General features: G+C 41.4%; 17 protein-coding genes. 1 reads left to right on the top strand and 16 read right to left on the bottom strand.

Annotation, left to right across the window (positions count from 1 at the left end; translation table 11 throughout):
* Positions 1-414: 414 nt before the first annotated feature.
* The 16 genes from A5877_RS13270 to A5877_RS13195 form a co-directional block, all read right to left on the bottom strand.
* A complete protein-coding gene (locus A5877_RS13270; RefSeq protein WP_005237274.1) occupies positions 415-1,170 on the bottom strand; it encodes a DivIVA domain-containing protein in 756 nt (251 codons plus the stop codon).
* 20 nt (positions 1,171-1,190) lie between these two features.
* On the bottom strand, positions 1,191-1,973 hold the full coding sequence (locus A5877_RS13265) for an RNA-binding protein (RefSeq protein WP_086316963.1): 783 nt from the start codon (positions 1,971-1,973) through the stop codon (positions 1,191-1,193).
* An 18-nt stretch (positions 1,974-1,991) separates the two neighbouring features.
* Positions 1,992-2,255, bottom strand: a complete 264-nt coding sequence (locus tag A5877_RS13260) for a YggT family protein (protein WP_005228822.1) — start codon at positions 2,253-2,255, stop codon at positions 1,992-1,994.
* 26 nt (positions 2,256-2,281) lie between these two features.
* Positions 2,282-2,935: a cell division protein SepF gene (locus A5877_RS13255; RefSeq protein WP_008377341.1), complete on the bottom strand. Its 654-nt coding sequence runs from the start codon at positions 2,933-2,935 to the stop codon at positions 2,282-2,284.
* Between the two features lie 16 nt (positions 2,936-2,951).
* On the bottom strand, positions 2,952-3,623 hold the full coding sequence (locus A5877_RS13250; protein ID WP_016620653.1) for a YggS family pyridoxal phosphate-dependent enzyme: 672 nt from the start codon (positions 3,621-3,623) through the stop codon (positions 2,952-2,954).
* Between the two features lie 12 nt (positions 3,624-3,635).
* A complete protein-coding gene (gene ftsZ / locus A5877_RS13245; RefSeq protein ID WP_005237278.1) occupies positions 3,636-4,880 on the bottom strand; it encodes a cell division protein FtsZ in 1,245 nt (414 codons plus the stop codon).
* A gap of 31 nt (positions 4,881-4,911) precedes the next feature.
* Positions 4,912-6,234 (bottom strand): cell division protein FtsA, encoded by a 1,323-nt coding sequence (gene ftsA / locus A5877_RS13240; RefSeq protein ID WP_005237279.1) that lies wholly within the window; start codon positions 6,232-6,234, stop codon positions 4,912-4,914.
* 153 nt (positions 6,235-6,387) lie between these two features.
* Complete coding sequence (locus A5877_RS13235; RefSeq protein ID WP_005237280.1) at positions 6,388-7,380, bottom strand: cell division protein FtsQ/DivIB; 993 nt, start codon at positions 7,378-7,380, stop codon at positions 6,388-6,390.
* Positions 7,381-7,466: 86 nt separating this feature from the next.
* Entirely contained in the window at positions 7,467-8,561 is a 1,095-nt protein-coding gene (gene murG, locus A5877_RS13230) for an undecaprenyldiphospho-muramoylpentapeptide beta-N-acetylglucosaminyltransferase (protein ID WP_005237281.1), read from the bottom strand.
* A 15-nt stretch (positions 8,562-8,576) separates the two neighbouring features.
* A complete protein-coding gene (gene murD / locus A5877_RS13225; RefSeq protein ID WP_086316962.1) occupies positions 8,577-9,935 on the bottom strand; it encodes a UDP-N-acetylmuramoyl-L-alanine--D-glutamate ligase in 1,359 nt (452 codons plus the stop codon).
* A 12-nt stretch (positions 9,936-9,947) separates the two neighbouring features.
* Positions 9,948-10,910 carry a phospho-N-acetylmuramoyl-pentapeptide-transferase gene (gene mraY, locus A5877_RS13220; RefSeq protein ID WP_005237283.1) on the bottom strand — a complete coding sequence of 321 codons (963 nt, stop codon included), beginning with the start codon at positions 10,908-10,910 and terminating at the stop codon, positions 9,948-9,950.
* Positions 10,911-10,925: 15 nt separating this feature from the next.
* The gene (locus A5877_RS13215; protein ID WP_086316961.1) at positions 10,926-13,121 is read right to left on the bottom strand and encodes a penicillin-binding transpeptidase domain-containing protein; all 2,196 of its coding nucleotides are present in this window, start codon (positions 13,119-13,121) and stop codon (positions 10,926-10,928) included.
* The gene (gene ftsL, locus A5877_RS13210) at positions 13,122-13,541 is read right to left on the bottom strand and encodes a cell division protein FtsL (protein ID WP_008377334.1); all 420 of its coding nucleotides are present in this window, start codon (positions 13,539-13,541) and stop codon (positions 13,122-13,124) included.
* 5 nt (positions 13,542-13,546) lie between these two features.
* Entirely contained in the window at positions 13,547-14,506 is a 960-nt protein-coding gene (gene rsmH / locus A5877_RS13205) for a 16S rRNA (cytosine(1402)-N(4))-methyltransferase RsmH (protein WP_008377332.1), read from the bottom strand.
* Between the two features lie 25 nt (positions 14,507-14,531).
* Entirely contained in the window at positions 14,532-14,963 is a 432-nt protein-coding gene (mraZ, locus tag A5877_RS13200; protein ID WP_005228792.1) for a division/cell wall cluster transcriptional repressor MraZ, read from the bottom strand.
* A gap of 198 nt (positions 14,964-15,161) precedes the next feature.
* Entirely contained in the window at positions 15,162-15,530 is a 369-nt protein-coding gene (locus A5877_RS13195; RefSeq protein WP_005237289.1) for a DUF3397 domain-containing protein, read from the bottom strand.
* 332 nt (positions 15,531-15,862) lie between these two features.
* Between A5877_RS13195 and A5877_RS13190 the strand changes: the two genes are divergently transcribed.
* The gene (locus tag A5877_RS13190; RefSeq protein ID WP_005237290.1) at positions 15,863-15,982 is read left to right on the top strand and encodes a DUF4044 domain-containing protein; all 120 of its coding nucleotides are present in this window, start codon (positions 15,863-15,865) and stop codon (positions 15,980-15,982) included.
* Positions 15,983-16,031 lie beyond the last annotated feature (49 nt).

Raw genomic sequence — 16,031 nt, 5'->3', positions numbered from 1 at the left:
GGTTACTACGCTCCCTATGGTCGCCTAGTACTGTTCATCATCTATTCTGTCTTGCTTCGCAAGCCAATCATAGTGATTCTTAGTACGGTTACTACGCTCCCGGCGGTCGCCTAGTACTGTTCATCATCTGCTCTGTTCCGCTTTGCGGACCAATCGCAGTGATTCACAGCAAAAAACACGTCCGTCCCTGGTAAGGGACGAACGTGTTCGTGGTACCACCCAAATTTTATTGTCGGTTGACAATTCTTTGATGATCGGTAACGGGATCAGGCGTCGTTCTCTACTCGAGTCTTTGAAAAGTCAGCTCTTTCAAGAACGCAACTCACAGATGATCTGATTTCTTACAGGGTTTTATTTGGCTTCCACTCTCCCAAACTCGCTTGAAAAATATAAGAAATTTTTCTGTTCTGTGTCTTAGTTATTATCTGTCTTGTTCAATTCGTCTAATAAGTTTCTCGCATCATCTAATGTTTTCACTTCAGGGCTTTCACTTACATCAACGATTTTTTCATCTGATTCAACAATGTCCACATCAAATGTTTCCACTGCTTCTGAGTTTACTCCAGAACCATTTTCACTGTCAAGTTCTTTTGACAAAACTTCTCTGATCACTTGGTGGGAATCTTGTACATAGCTTGAAAATGGCGCCAAAATTTCTTCCCACTCAGGACTCTTCACTTGTTCTAATTGCGTTTGCAACATAACTAATAAGTTGTTATGGAAGACTCTGGTTTTCTTCTTCAAGTCATTTGTTTCTGTCGCCAATTGACGGGCATTGTCGGTTGCATCCGTCAAAATCTCTTTGGCTTTTTCTTCCGCTGAGGTCATCAAGGCATGCGCATGTTTTTCTGCAGTAGCAACCATTTCATCCGCACGGTTTTGAGCAGAAGTAACGATTACTTCTGATTCTTTGCTTGCGCTTGTTTTTACTTTATCCGCCGTATCTTGAGCCACGATAATGGATTGATTCAAGGCATCTTTCAATTCATTGAAATATTCAAGTTTTTCTTCTGCGTGTTTCAACGATTTTTCTAACTCACGATTGCGTTGAACGGCTTCTTCATAATCACGAACGATCATATCCAAGAAGTCATCGACTTCATCTTGGTTGTAGCCTCTCATTTTTACTGAAAAGTTTTTATTTTGAATGTCTAATGGAGTTAATGCCATATTCTATACACCTCTTTGATTTATTTACGTAATACACCTAATAACAATCTAACTTTTTCTTTTTTCGTGGTTCCTTCTAACCCCTGTATTTGAATCCGACCAAATCCTCTTACTGAAACGATATCCAGTAAATCCAGAACAAAATCTGGTCGTAATGCTTCTGTCCAGTTTACTTTTACTTTTCCTGATTCGATCAACTGTTTCGAACGTTGGCGTGAGATGTTGTACACGGCGGAGATCACTGTATCAAGACGCAATGAACTAACCGTTTCTCTTTCCTCGGTCCAGCCATCTTTAGGCACGATCAAATCGGTATATTTCGTTTCTTCCAAACGTACCGATACGTTGCCGATTTTATCCACTTGGAGTTGAATAAAATGACTGACTTCAGTAGCAACGAATACTTGCCATATTTCACCATCGGAAAGAATGTCTCCAAAGTATTCCCTCTTGACTCCAGTCCCCATTAATGTGCCTAAAACTTTTCCATGACTCAACACCGTAAATTTTTTCGGGTATTGAATCGTAAATAAAGTCATGTCAAACTCATCGGCGGTGGGCTCATAGTAATCGGGATAAATCAAACAACGTCGTCTCTCAGCAGCTTCATATCCACCAAAAAAGCGGAAACTTAAATCCGTTGATTGACGAATCAAGCTTTCTAAGATATACGCTTGTCTCGGATCTAAAAAATCAGTCAAGTAAGGCGCATACTGCATTTGCACTTGTTCGATCCATCCTTGAGCGGAATCAATAAAAGGGCGTTCATCGTTTCGAAAATGTTGATAGACATTTGCGTTCACCGATAACCACCCCTTACGTTAAAATAAAATTGATTGTAGGATCAATATCAATGCTTGTGATGCTAGCTGTAAGACAATAATTGCAAATGCAATCGTAAAATCGATACCAGCAAAACTTAATTTCAATCGATCAAATAAACTCAAATACGGTTCACACACTTTTGCTAAGAAACGGCCAAAAGCGGACTGATACCCTCCTGGAAACCAAGACAAAAGTGCATAAATCACTAATAAAATGGTATACAGATAAACAGCATCACTCAGTAATTTAACGAATCTCAAGAATAAAATTGGCGTTCCTCCTCACTTTAGATATCAAAAAAATTGGTATCTGCTAATGTTTGGGCAGTGCCTTCAATTTCCATACCCTTAGGCGTGCAAAGAAAAATTTCATCGCCAACACGCTTGATATCACCATCTTCAGCGTACACTGTTCCTGTTAAAAAATCAACTATTCGACGAGCTTGGTACTCTTCAATTAAATGAAAATTAACAAGTACAGCATCTCCATTGATGACTTGCTTCGCAATCCCCATAGCTTCTGAATAAACGCGTGGTTCTACGATCGTTATTTTTCCAGCCATTTGTGGAGAGGTTTCTTTTGCTTTTGTGTCTTTGACTCTCGTATTAGTTCTTTGTTGCGCCATTGGAACGACTTTTTCTTCCGTCTTAGGCACCGATCTTACTCGTTCAGCCGCCGCTGAGGATTGTTGATAGGTAGCAGTTTGAGGCTGCTGTCTGTATTGATAGGCTTGATTTTGTGGTTGACTTGTTGTATAAGAAGCCGCTTGGCTAGAAGCACGCGTACTCGCTGTTGTTCTAGGGGCGGTAAAAGCTCCTCCTTGGTTCACAGCTGGTTTCGCTGCCGTGCGTGCCGGTTCTTCAGTGGCAAATGTTTCTTCATAATAATCTTCTTCGTCAGTCAATCCAAAAAAATTGGTCAGTTTCTCTTTGAGCGACATCGGTCAACCTCCTTTTTTATTGAAATAATGCTGTTCCTACACGAATAAATGTTGCGCCTTCTTGAATCGCAATGGGAAAGTCATTACTCATTCCCATACTCGTTTCTAAGCAAGGGGCATGTGTAAGATGCAGGTCAGCGATCTGTTGTTGAATCCTTTTTAATTCTTTGAAAATCTGATGTTGCTCGTCTTTGGAAGCAGTGAGCGGGGCCATCGTCATCAATCCAACAACACGAATTTTGTCGAACGAAGCGAGTGCTTCAATAAAAGCCACCACCTCTTCTACGAAAATCCCTTGTTTCGTTGCTTCCTGCGAAACATTCACTTCCACAAAGCAGTTGATCGGATGCTCTGCTCGTTTTTGAATTTCTTGTGCCAGTTTGATTGAATCCAACGCATGAAAAAAATCAATCTCATTTATAACTGATTTTACCTTTCTGCGCTGTAAATTACCAATAAAATGCCAACGGACATCTGGGTAATCAGTTAATGCTGCCTTTTTTTCAAGTAGCTTTTCTACTCGATTTTCTGCACAATCACGCACACCATTTTCTAGAAGTTCTCTTGTCGTTTCTGTATCGACGGATTTTGTCACAGCTGTCAAACAGACCTCACTGGCATCTCTAGAAACAAGAGCACAGGAGTCCTGTATCTCTTGCTGGATCTTGTGCAAGTTCTCAGAAATCATGTGCTCTGCCCCCTAGCGTTTACGACGGAAAAATGGTGGTGTGCTTAATTCGTCGTCATCATTCGAGCGTACTTCATCACGGCTGAAGGTGTCGAATTCTTTCTTTTCTACATTTTCAAATGTGTTTTCTTCTACTTTAGGTCGTACATTTTGTTCTTTACGGATATCCCAATCACCAAAACCATTGCTTTCTTCTGCTTGTGCTGGACGCGCTTGGTCCATATCTAAGGTTGGTTTTTGTGGGATAGAATGAATTTGGCTTTGACTTTGTCTGCTAGAGCGAGACCCACGTTCTTTTTTAGAAGGGTCAATGCCGGTTGCAATGACAGTCACACGGATTTCATCGCCTAAGTCTTCATTGATTGATGTTCCTAAAATAATATTTACATCACCTGTTGCCGCATGAGCGACGATATCAGAAGCATCTTGTGCTTCAAATAAAGTCATATCCAATCCGCCAGTGATGTTCAATAGCACTTGTTCAGCACCATCGATCGATGTTTCTAGCAATGGTGAAGAGATTGCTTTTTTCGTTGCTTCGATCACGCGTTCTTCGCCGCTAGCAACGCCGATTCCCATCAAAGCAGTGCCTTGATTTTCCATCACTGTTTTCACATCAGCGAAGTCTAAGTTGACATAGCCAGGTGCAGTGATCAAGTCTGAGATCCCTTGAACCCCTTGACGCAAGACATTGTCTGCTTCACGGAATGCTTCAAGCATTGGCGTTTTCTTGTCAACAACTTCTAACAAACGGTTGTTTGAGATGATCAATAAGGTATCGACATTCTCTTTTAATTTAGCGATTCCTTCAGCAGCAAAACGGCCGCGTTTTGGTCCTTCAAATGTAAACGGACGAGTAACGACGCCGACTGTCAATGCCCCGATTTCTTTGGCAATTTTAGCTACGATCGGTGCAGCACCGGTCCCGGTTCCGCCACCCATACCAGCGGTAATGAAAATCATATCTGCGCCTTCTAATGATTCACGAATAGAATCTTCACTTTCTTCTGCTGCTTTTTGACCAACTTCTGGTTGTGAACCAGCACCAAGACCACGGGTATATTTAGGGCCTAATTGAATGACTGTTTCTGCTTTTGAATTTTTTAATGCTTGAACGTCAGTGTTGGCTGCAATAAATTCTACGCCTTTGACATTTTCTTCGATCATACGATTTACTGCGTTGCCGCCACCACCGCCGACTCCGATGACTTTGATCACAGCGCCGTCATTGATGTTATTATCAATTGAAAATTCCATAGTTTATCTTCCTCCTGAGAATCGTTTTAGATTATTCAAAGATATTTGAGAAGAAATCTTTTACTCGGTTTGTGATCGACTCACCTTTTTTCTCTTCTTCTGTTTCTTCATAAGTTTCTTCTGGAGCTTCATATTGTTCGTAATGCACTTCTTGTTGTTGAATGGCAACGGGCTGTTGCGCGACTGTTTTTTCACCAGTGATCGCACTTTTGGCAAGCTGATAGACTTCGCTTAAGTTTGCTGAATAGTCAACGATACTGATTACATTGGTGAATACAGGATTTCTAAGTCCCATATGATTAGGAACGTAAAGCTTAACGTTTGTTTCGAATACTTCTTGAGCCAAATCTACGACACCCGGCAGGCTTGCAGCACCACCAGTCAAAATCACGCCACCTGGCAAATCAAGTCCATCAATTTCATCTAAGACTTCTTTTGATTTGGTAAAAATCTGTTCCATACGTGCTTCGATGATTTCTGACAAATAGCGTTCATCGATCTTCACAGGTTCTGATTTCCCAATCACATCCACTGGAAATTCTTCACTAGCGGATGTCCGTTCAGGATACGCATCCCCATAATTGATTTTTAATGCTTCTGCATTGTTGAAGGAGGTATTTAAAACTGTCGAAATGTCTTTTGTGACAAATTCGCCACCCTCTTGGTTCACATGGGTAAATTTCAATTGCTTGTCGTGCATCGCTGATGTCGTCGTTTGGCCGCCGCCGATGTCGATAACGATCGTACCAAAATCTTTTTCACCATCAGATAAAATCGATTCTGTCAGTGCTAATGGCGTAATGACTACTTCATTAACGATCAGACCAGATTTTTCCACACATTTACGAATGTTGTGAATGATGGTTTTTGGACCTGTATAAACCACACCAAACATCTCTAGGCGAACACCGATCATGCCACGAGGATCTTTGATCCCTTCAAAACCATCCACTGTAAATTCTTGCGGTAAGATAGCAATGATCTGTCTTTCAGGAGGGGTTGAACGTACAAGTGCTGCGGAAGCAACATTGCGGACGTCTTCGTCGGTGATCTCTTTTGATTCACTGTTGACAGCGATCATCCCTTGACAATTTTCCACTTCAAGAAGATTGGCTGGTACACCAACACTTACACTGCGAATTTGAATTCCTGCTTTTTCTTCTGCTTGTCTTACTGCTCTTTGAATGGCTTGTACCGTTTTATCGATATCTACAATGATGCCACGGTTGATTCCTTCTGATTTTGCATTTCCTACACCAATGATATTCATTTGGCTGTCAACGTATTCGGCTACTACAACTTTTACAGATGTCGTACCGATATCAAGGCCAACATACATTCCCGTTTTTGCCATGGATGGGGTTCCCTCCTACTTAAATTGGATATATAGCGAACCATCACAGTCCGTTTTTAGAGTTCATTCGAATAATTTGTTCACTGTTACCAATTCTACCATATAATGGCGCTTTTTAGAAACAAGTTAATGAAAAAAACTCTTGAATTTTTCCTAAGAATCACTATCAGCTGTTTGATTTTCGTCTGCATCGTCTTCTTGTGTATTTGAAATTGGGTAAGTAAAGATCCCAACTTCCATATCCACAATACTGTCCTCGGTCAAATCTTTGGCAATTTGCGGATAATACTGCATTTGACTCACCATATTTGAGATATTGACAATCACTTGATTGCCATCATTCATAAAGAGAGTTAACAGTTCATCATTGCTGTCACGGGGGGTGTATTTGATTTGAGAAATGCCATCTCGAATTTCTGAACTTAATTCTTGATAGGCACTGAGTGTCGCCTTGATTTTGTCTTCAGCCGAAAAATTTTCTAAAACCGGCAATCCTTCCTCTGGCTGCTCACTGATATCATCCAAAACAGCGCCATTTTCCAAAACTGGTGCATAGCCGCCATCTTTGGCTAATAAAGCCACTTCCTGGAATTCAGTGACAGTGATATCAAAACGATTAATACCGGATAAAGAAATAGAAGCATTTTTTATGCGCGGCAATTCTTTTTTGATTGCTGCTACACTCTGATTCCGTTCAAAAAATTGCGGCCACATCTCTTCATTGACGGCTAGGTCAGAATTTTTGAGAATCGCTTCTGCGGATACTTCTTGATTGCCTTTGACCACCACATTAGCCAAACGACTAAGCGGCGAAACAAAATACAAAACAATCAGCAAAGGAATCATCAGTAAACCGATAATCAGCGCTAAACGGCGAATCAATACTTGATTGCGGTACGCCTTTAGATTAGGTAGCCGGTCAGCAAAGGAGCGAGCCTTTTTTTCTGGCTCAGGCAGCTCTTCTTTCCCAGCGTCGGTTTCTTCTATCGCTTGTTCTGCTTCAAAAAGTGCTTCTTCTGCCAACTCCTCTTCATCTTCATGCGCTTCTTTCATGTCTTCTGTTTCTTCAGAAGCGGGTGAAGACCAAGCTGGCTGATTGCCTTTTTCTTGCAAATATTTTAGATTTTCTTTTTGCCAAGGGGTCAACTCTTCCGTTGACGAGGGGGTTTGATCATCATGAGGTGTTTTGTCTTTACTAATGATAATCGCTCCTTTCTATCCCACACATTGTACTATTTGATTACCTCTTGCACAAGTCGAAATAATCGTTCTGAGGCATCGCTGATCCCTTGTTCTTTTGAGGCTTTGGCCATCTTACTACGAAGGGCTTCATCTTGCATGATACTATCTACTGCTTCCACGAGGTTTTGGCTGTTTAGTTCATGATCGGCAATCATTTTGACTGCTCCTGCATTAGCTAAACTTTGGGCGTTCTTTGTTTGGTGGTCATTAGTCACATAAGGGCTAGGAATCAGAATTGCTGGAATCCCTAATGCCGTAAATTCGGCAATCGATGTGGCACCTGCTCGTCCAATCAACAAATCACTATTTGCCATCACTTCTGCCATTTGATCGATATAGGGACGAATACTGATATTAGGGAAAGCATCTTTTGACATCCCGATTTTTTCTTCGATCTCTTTGTAATACCTTTCGCCAGATGCATAAAGTAACTGATACTCTTTTTGAGCAAAAAGCGGCAGCGCATCAATGATCGCTTGGTTGATTTTCAGAGCTCCTTGACTCCCACCAAAAACCAAAACCGTTTTTTTCGCCGGATTTAAATCGTAAGAAGACAAAATCGTCGACTTTTGACTATTCCGTACTTCTTGCCCCCTGGGATTGCCCACAAGCACCGTTTTCTTCGCTGGAAAGTATTGAGAAGCATCGTGAAAAGCAATGGCGATTTTATCCACATACTTGGTTAGAAACTTATTGGTGATTCCAGGAACACTATTTTGTTCATGAATAATGGTAGGTATTTTCAACTTCGCTGCAGCAAAGACCACGGCGCCAGAAACATAGCCGCCGGTGCCAATCACCACATCCGGTTGAAACTCCTTGATGATTTTCTTTGCTGCATAATAGCTTTTCATGAAAAGCTGGATCGTTTTTACGTTATCAAAAGACAGCTTACGCTTAAAGCCTTGAATCTCTAACGTTTTAAAAGGAATACCTGTTGGAGGGACGATTTTATTCTCCAAGCCCCTTGTTGCACCAATGTATAAAAATTCGGCTGTCGGGTCAATCTCTTTTACGTAATCGACAAAAGACAACGCTGGATAGATGTGGCCGCCAGTACCGCCGCCAGTCACAAGTATTTTCATGTCCTTCACTCATTTCTATTTAAGTTCTGCTACTGCCGCCATAAATTTGTCGCCGCGAACTTCAAAATTAGGGTATTGATCCCAACTTGCATTCGCCGGTGACAATAGAATCGTATCTCCAGCAGCACTTAAAGAAAAGGCAACTGGGACGGCGGTTTCAACATTGTCTGTCATTTCAATCGTTTTTACGCCAGCTGCTTGAGCGGCTGAGGCTAATTTTTCTTTTGTTTCTCCAAACACTACGATAGCTTTGAGTCCTTTTAGTGCTGGAACCAACTCATCAAAACTGTTGCCACGGTCCAAGCCGCCTGCCAATAAGACCAATTTCTCATTGTCAAAACCGCCTAAGGCCATTTCTGTTGCTAAGATGTTGGTTGCTTTGGAATCATTGAAAAATTTCACCTGATTGATGGTGGTGACATACTGGGTCCGATGAGGTACCCCAGTGAAGGTTTGCATCGCTTGTTTGATTGCTTCGTTTGGCATATTGCAAAGTTTTCCAACAGCGATCGCCGCTAAGGCATTTTCAATATTGTGTGCCCCTGGTACGCCAAGTTCCTCCGCTGCCATAATTGCTTCTTCTTTATAGTAGAGCATCCCATCAAGCATATATGCTCCTGCTACTTTTTCCTTGGTGGAAAAAGGAATGATTTTCGCCTTTGATTTGGCCGACAGTGCTTCTAGTTCCGGTTGGTTCCAGTTGATCACTAAATAATCGTCAGCGGTCATTCGTTGTTGCAAGCGCCATTTTGCTAAGACATATTCCGGGCGACTACCATGGTAATCGATATGGGCTTCATATATATTCGTGATGACAGCGATTTTCGGCCGTAAGGTATCGATTCCCATCAATTGGAAACTTGAAAGCTCCATCACCAAGCGATCTTCAGGCTTAGCTGTTTGAGCAACGGAACTTGCAGGAAACCCGATATTTCCAGAAAGCAATGCCTGTCCTTTTTCCATTCCAGCATTCAAGACATTGGCGATCATAGTCGTTGTGGTGGTTTTTCCATTCGTACCAGTAATACCGATAATCGGCGCTTCAGAGATTTGATACGCTAGTTCCACTTCCGTGATCACAGGAATTTTTTTCTCTAAAGCTTTTTGAACAAGAGGTTGTGAATAGGGGATCCCTGGATTTTTAACGACTAGCGAAAATCCTTCATCCAATAATTCAATCGGGTGGCTGCCAGTGATCACTTTGACCCCTAAAGCCAAAAGATCTTGTGCTTCTGGATTTTCAGCAAATGGCTTTCCGTCATTAACGGTCACAAGTGCGCCCAAATCATGTAACAATTTGGCCGCACTGAATCCACTACGCGCTAATCCTAGCACAAGAACTTTTTTATTTTGATATGTTGTAATTTTTTTCATTTTCTTCATCTCCTACCATACAAGGGCTATTGTGAGCAACGAGCAACCTAACGCGATACACCAAAACACAGTGTCGATCTTCCACTCAGACCATCCGCTCATTTCAAAATGATGATGGATGGGTGACATCTTGAAGATTCGTTTGCCTGTTAATTTGAATGAGGCAACTTGCAGCATCACGCTTGCTGTTTCACAAACATAGACCAGTCCGACAAGCAATAGGGTCCATTCTTGGTGTAAAAGAATCGAGATAGCTGCCAGCAGACCGCCTAAAGCCAGTGAGCCGACATCCCCCATAAAGATTTTTGCCGGTTTGCGATTGTAGGGAAAGAAGCCGATCAATCCGCCGATGATCGCAAGACAAACGATTAACACATCGATTTGATCTTGTCGCCAAGCAATCAGTGCGTAAGTTGAAAAAGAAATCGTGCCCAGTCCTGCGACTAGCCCATCGATACCGTCCGTCAAGTTGACTGCATTTGAAAAACCAACAAGCCAAAAAATGACGAACAAGCCATAAAAAATCGATAGCGACACGTCTATCCCAAAGAAATTCAGTACATCCGCATTGCCTTCGGATCGGAAAACAAAGTAAAAGACGAGTCCGCCTAAAATCTGTCCAATCAGCTTTTGCAACGAGTTCAGCCCCATATTTCGTTTGCGGAAAATCTTGATGAAGTCATCAAGAAATCCTAATGCACCATAAACCAAGGTAATGAACAAAAGAATGAACAATGAAGCAGTCAATTGATTTTGCCATGCTCCTACCCAGATGGCAGTGATCATTGCAGAAATCAAAAATACAAACCCACCCATCGTTGGTGTACCGGCCTTTACATTGTGCCATTTGGGGCCGTCACCACGTATTTCCTGTCCGTATTTCTTCATTTGAAAATAGCCGATAAACAAAGGCATTGTGGCTGTTACGATCGCAAAGCCACTTGCCAAAGGTAATATCATCTCTGTCCATTCCATATTGTTCTCTCCTATTTATTCGTTTTCACTTAGTGTAAACTTGATCGATTGTCCTGATAATTCGGTGTATGGTTCCACGCTTTGTTTGGTACAATAGCCGTTTCCTTCAAAACTGACGTCTACATTCAGCAGACTACCAAATTTGATTAAGTCTGCTTTTGACCAAGAAGTCGTATCCGGCATATAGTACTTATCGCTGTCGGTAACGAGCAGTACCCGTCCGCCAGGCATGATCGAAGTTCCACTGTCAACCGATTGGGCAATGACTTTTTCACCATCCCCGATGACTACCGGGATCAATCCAGCTTTTTGAACATCCGTTGCAGCCGATTCTGTATCGAGATTGCGATAATCCCCCACAGTTGTTTCGCTACCAGATGTTGTGCTTTCTTCTAATGCAGAGTTTTTCAGATCCATGACCCGTTTCATCAATGGATTGGCAATTTCACCCAACACGGTGCTTTCGTGCTTCTCTGGTAATTTAATCGTCAAATACAAAATGTATTCTGGTTCTTCTGAAGGAAACATCAAAACAACGGAATATAGATAATTGGTGCCACCAGACAAATACTTACCGGTTGTTGGATCGGCTACTTGGGCCGTCCCTGTTTTTGCAGAAATGTTGTAGCCAGGTAATTCATAAACGCCATAGGCACTTCCGTAATTTTCACTCTCGACAACATCACGCATATATTCACGGACCTCTGTTGCAGCCTCTTTTGTGATCGGATGGCCGACCTCTTCTGGTTGCGTGACCGTTTCTTCTCCAGTATTGCCATCAACGATTTTACTAATAAATTGTGGTTTCAGCATCGTTCCATTATTTGCGACCGATGTGAAAGCCTGCATCATTTGGAAATTCGTCACACCAATCGCTTGACCAAAGGAAGTCATCGCTTGGCTGACAGGATTATCTTCTGGGGTGATTCCAGTATTTTCGTTAGGCAATCCTGAATAGGTGCTACGGCCAAAGCCAAATTCTTTTAAGTATTGTTGCCAACGATCAGCCATCCGCTGCTCCAAGGTCACCATTCCGATATTACTGGACCATGAAAGAGCTTGGCGCATCGTCAGTGTTCCTTTTTGACCAAAGTCCCAGTCATTGATGGTTGCATCGTAAAGTTTTAATCCATCAGGACTTGGGGTAAAGGTTTCGTTCTCATTGAAGATGCCTTGATCGATGGCAGCTGCTGTCGTCAAAATCTTCATGGTTGATCCTGGCTCATAGTTGTCTTCAACTAACAGATTTTGCCAATCATTGATCGAATCCAAATTTTCTGGATTGTAGGTTGGTCGTTGCGCCATCGCTATGATTTCGCCGGTTTTGGCATCCATTAAGTTCGCTGTTAAGTTTTCTGGTTTGTTTTCTTTAAAGACGCTGTCCATCAGCGTTTCCAAATAGCTTTGGATTCGACTATCGATGGTGGTATAAACGTCTTTCCCGTCAACGGCTGCGACGGTCTCTGCTACTGTTCCGGGCAGCGGGTTTTGATTGTTATCTTTTTGATAAACGATCTCACCATCAGTTCCCGATAATACATCATTGTAAGCAGCTTCCAACCCAGTTTTGCCGACTAGACCAGTATCGTCATCATTGGCAACAGCATACCCGATAAAGTGAGAAGAAAAGACCCCATTCGGATAAAGGCGAGCTGGATGGCTATCAAAATGGAAGCCGGCAATATCTTCTTTTTCCATTGCATCTTCGATCTCATTTTTTTGTTCTAATGTAATATTATTTCCCTTGCTCCCAAAAGAGACCCGCCACAATTGTTGCTCAAGGCCATCCTCTAACGTATTGACTGCTGTTTCTTGATCAATGGACAATACATCTGACAAAATTTTGGCCAACTTATTGAAGTTTGCTTTTTCTGCAAAGAGATTTTTGTTGCCATCTTTGTAATTCTGATTCAAAACAGCATAAATGGAATACGAGGTCACATCTTCGGCAATCGGAATCCCATTACGGTCATAGATTGTTCCACGTTTCGCTTTGATCACTTCGCTGCCTTCATAAAGATTTTTGGTCTTTTCTGCTAATGAAGTTCCCGCGACATCCCCGACAATGACGATATAGCTCAAACGCGTGACAAACAAAAAGAACAATCCAATACTCGTAGCAAAGAGAATAATACCTACTTTTTTGCGATTGTTCGTTGTAGTTTGATTGTTCTTTTTTAAGTATTGCTTGAATTTATCTGTTAACTTCATTTAGTCCACTTTCCTTAAATTGCCATCATCAATCGACAATCCATTATCCTCAGCAATCTTTTGGATGCGCTCGGTTTTAGAAAGTTCATTTTTCTCTTGTTCCAACTGTTCTGCTTGTGTTGTTTTCTCAGTGATATCCGATTGGATCAAGGAAATATCATGCTCAACTTGGCTGATATTGGTCCGAATATTGATGGTCAAGATTGCCAACGTCAATACAGCGATAATCACAAAGGCAGCAATCAGTTTTTCTAGAGTAGAAATACTTTTTAACCGACGAGCCGGAGATGCTGGTACACGGATGACCTCAGGACGCTGGGGATCAGTAGGCAGTTTTTCAGTTGTCGGTTCAGAGTGATCCAAAGGTTGTGATTCAAGAGGTTCTCTGAATTCATAGTCATGAACTTTTAGTTCTGCCATAGTTGTTACCCTTCGCTTTCCTTGATTTTTTCCGCGATTCGTAGTTTCGCACTACGAGAACGATTATTTTCAGCTACTTCTTCCTCAGTAGGAAGCAGTGGTTTTCTTGTTATAAGTTTTAGTGTTGGTTGAAATTCTTCTGGTATCATCGGCAGACCTGGTGGCATATCCTTTGGTGTACTGTATTCCTTGAACATCGATTTCACAATGCGATCTTCTAATGAGTGGAACGTGATCACACTGACACGTCCGTTGACTGCTAAAAGATGAATGGCTTGTTCAAGTGATTCTTCAATTACACCTAGCTCATCATTGACTGCAATTCGAATGGCTTGGAAAACCCGTTTTGCTGGGTGACCGCCCTTTCTTCTTGCTGGAGCTGGAATGGCTGTTTTGATGATATCGACCAATTCCCCTGTTGTTTCGATGGGATGATCTTGTCTCACCCGCTCGATTTCCCGAGCGATTTGTTTTGAGAATTTTTCTTCTCCATAACGGAAGAAGATTTTGACTAATTGATGGTAGTCGAATTGATTGACCACTTCATAGGCAGTCAATGCTGCAGTTTGATCCATCCGCATATCCAGCGGTGCATCTTGGTGGTAGCTAAAGCCACGTTCGGCTTCATCTAATTGGGGTGAGGAAACACCTAAATCATACAAAATACCATCGACTCGGCTTACGCCGTGTTGATTCAATGCTTCCTTTAAATAGCGGAAATTACTTTTAATAAACGTGACCATCCCTTTAGCAACATAAGGTGCTAAACGTTCTTTTGCATGGTCGATGGCGGTTTGGTCTTGATCAAAAGCAAAGAGATGTCCTTCTTCAGACAGTTGTGACAATAAATATTCACTATGACCAGCTCCACCTAATGTACAATCGACATAGACGCCTTCTGGACGAATTGATAATCCATCAACGGTCTCCTGTAGCATAACGGTGTAGTGTTGAAAATCTGCCATGTGTTTTTTCCTCTTCCTATCAAGCCTATAAGCCAAAGTCGATCATTGTTTCAGCAATTTCATCAAAGTTTTCTTCTGCTTCTTCAGAGAATGCTTGCCAACGCGTTTCATCCCAAATCTCGATTCGATTTGAAACCCCGATGATCACGCAGCTTTTAGTAAGGTCTGCATGATTTCTCAATGTAACAGGGATATTGATTCGTCCTTGTTTATCGATCTCGCACTCTGTTGCAGCAGAATAAAAGAAGCGGACAAATGTCCGAGCATCCTTTTTCGCTAAAGGCATTTCGTTTAGTTTTTCTTCAAGTTTTTCCCATTCAGATAAGGGGTAGCCAAATAAACAGCCATCTAATCCACGTGTCACAACAAATTTTTCTCCGAGTTTTTCTCGTAGTTTTGAAGGGACGATTAGTCGGCCTTTTGCATCTATCGAATGTTGAAATTCTCCCATAAACATCGATAAATAACCCCCGATCTCCACCTGATATTCACAGTCTACCACAATCCCCCACTTTCTACCACAAATTATATGAAATTTGAAAGGGAAGTTGTTTGACTTTTCTTTACCAAATGAACAAAAAGAGGGAATCAGACTCCTTAAAGTCTTTAAAAAAACTTTAAGCAAAAAAATGGACGTTTATCAAGGGGCAAAACACTATAAGTAACTTACGATATTTAGAATGATCAAAACGACATGAAAGATGATCGTAAATAGAAAAATACTGCGCCAATACATCTTAAAATAGCGACCATATTGGATCTCTTCATAGTAGTACGCCTGAAAGACGGCCAGTAGAATGCCTAATAAAAAAATGGAGATCAAATAATACAATGTGATTGCTTGATCAAAAGTATATTTTGATAATTGATGAATCCCCACCATTAAAAATGGTACCGCTAAATCCGGTGCCTTCACATGGAAACGATCATTCAACGAAAGTGCAGAAACGATAAAACGACAAGCAAAATAAACGAGCACAGGAAAAATATACCAAAACAAAACGATTGGATTAAATCCAGACATACAGCAAAATCCTTTCTAACAACTAGTGTCACTATACTTTATTTTCTTTACATCCATGTTTCAGTTCTTTTAAAAATCTAAGCCGGAATAAGACAGCCATGAAATTTTTTAAGGAGGCTCTTATTTCAACAACTAACTTTTGAAAGTTTTAAAGAATGTATTTCTTTACCTATTAAAACAGAAGGGCGTAGCTTCAACAAGCCTATCTTGCCATTCTAACGAATTTTTTTATAGTGAAATTGAAATTTTCTTAATTTCTCCTTGGATCAACTTGAGTTCTTGAGAAATTGAGGGTAAACTGTCACTAGAATAACTCTAAAAGGTGGATTAGAATGAACGAGAAAAAACCAAAAAGTACCTTTGCAAAAATCACGCAAGTCGTGATCTGGACCATGCTTATTCTCACTGTCGGCTCGATTTTCTTAGCAGCGTACACAAGTATTATGGGTTAATCCTATTAAAAAATGCCCTTTTCCAAAATGATGGCTTCCATCTTTTGGA

Source organism: Enterococcus sp. 3C7_DIV0644, from assembly GCF_002141235.1.
GTDB lineage: Bacteria > Bacillota > Bacilli > Lactobacillales > Enterococcaceae > Enterococcus_D > Enterococcus_D entomosocium.
Note: the sequence above shows the minus strand (reverse complement) of the source record. Positions and strands in the feature narration are given on the sequence as shown.

Coding starts and splice junctions, on each gene's coding strand:
- A5877_RS13270 (WP_005237274.1), bottom strand. CDS start 1,170: ATGGCATTAACTCCATTAGACATTCAAAATAAAAACTTTTCAGTAAAA.
- mraY (WP_005237283.1), bottom strand. CDS start 10,910: ATGGAATGGACAGAGATGATATTACCTTTGGCAAGTGGCTTTGCGATC.
- murG (WP_005237281.1), bottom strand. CDS start 8,561: ATGAAAATACTTGTGACTGGCGGCGGTACTGGCGGCCACATCTATCCA.
- A5877_RS13250 (WP_016620653.1), bottom strand. CDS start 3,623: ATGATTTCTGAGAACTTGCACAAGATCCAGCAAGAGATACAGGACTCC.
- ftsA (WP_005237279.1), bottom strand. CDS start 6,234: ATGGCAAAAACGGGAATGTATGTTGGCCTTGATATCGGTACGACATCT.
- mraZ (WP_005228792.1), bottom strand. CDS start 14,963: ATGTTTATGGGAGAATTTCAACATTCGATAGATGCAAAAGGCCGACTA.
- A5877_RS13255 (WP_008377341.1), bottom strand. CDS start 2,935: ATGTCGCTCAAAGAGAAACTGACCAATTTTTTTGGATTGACTGACGAA.
- A5877_RS13190 (WP_005237290.1), top strand. CDS start 15,863: ATGAACGAGAAAAAACCAAAAAGTACCTTTGCAAAAATCACGCAAGTC.
- ftsL (WP_008377334.1), bottom strand. CDS start 13,541: ATGGCAGAACTAAAAGTTCATGACTATGAATTCAGAGAACCTCTTGAA.
- murD (WP_086316962.1), bottom strand. CDS start 9,935: ATGAAAAAAATTACAACATATCAAAATAAAAAAGTTCTTGTGCTAGGA.
- A5877_RS13215 (WP_086316961.1), bottom strand. CDS start 13,121: ATGAAGTTAACAGATAAATTCAAGCAATACTTAAAAAAGAACAATCAA.
- ftsZ (WP_005237278.1), bottom strand. CDS start 4,880: ATGGAATTTTCAATTGATAATAACATCAATGACGGCGCTGTGATCAAA.
- rsmH (WP_008377332.1), bottom strand. CDS start 14,506: ATGGCAGATTTTCAACACTACACCGTTATGCTACAGGAGACCGTTGAT.
- A5877_RS13195 (WP_005237289.1), bottom strand. CDS start 15,530: ATGTCTGGATTTAATCCAATCGTTTTGTTTTGGTATATTTTTCCTGTG.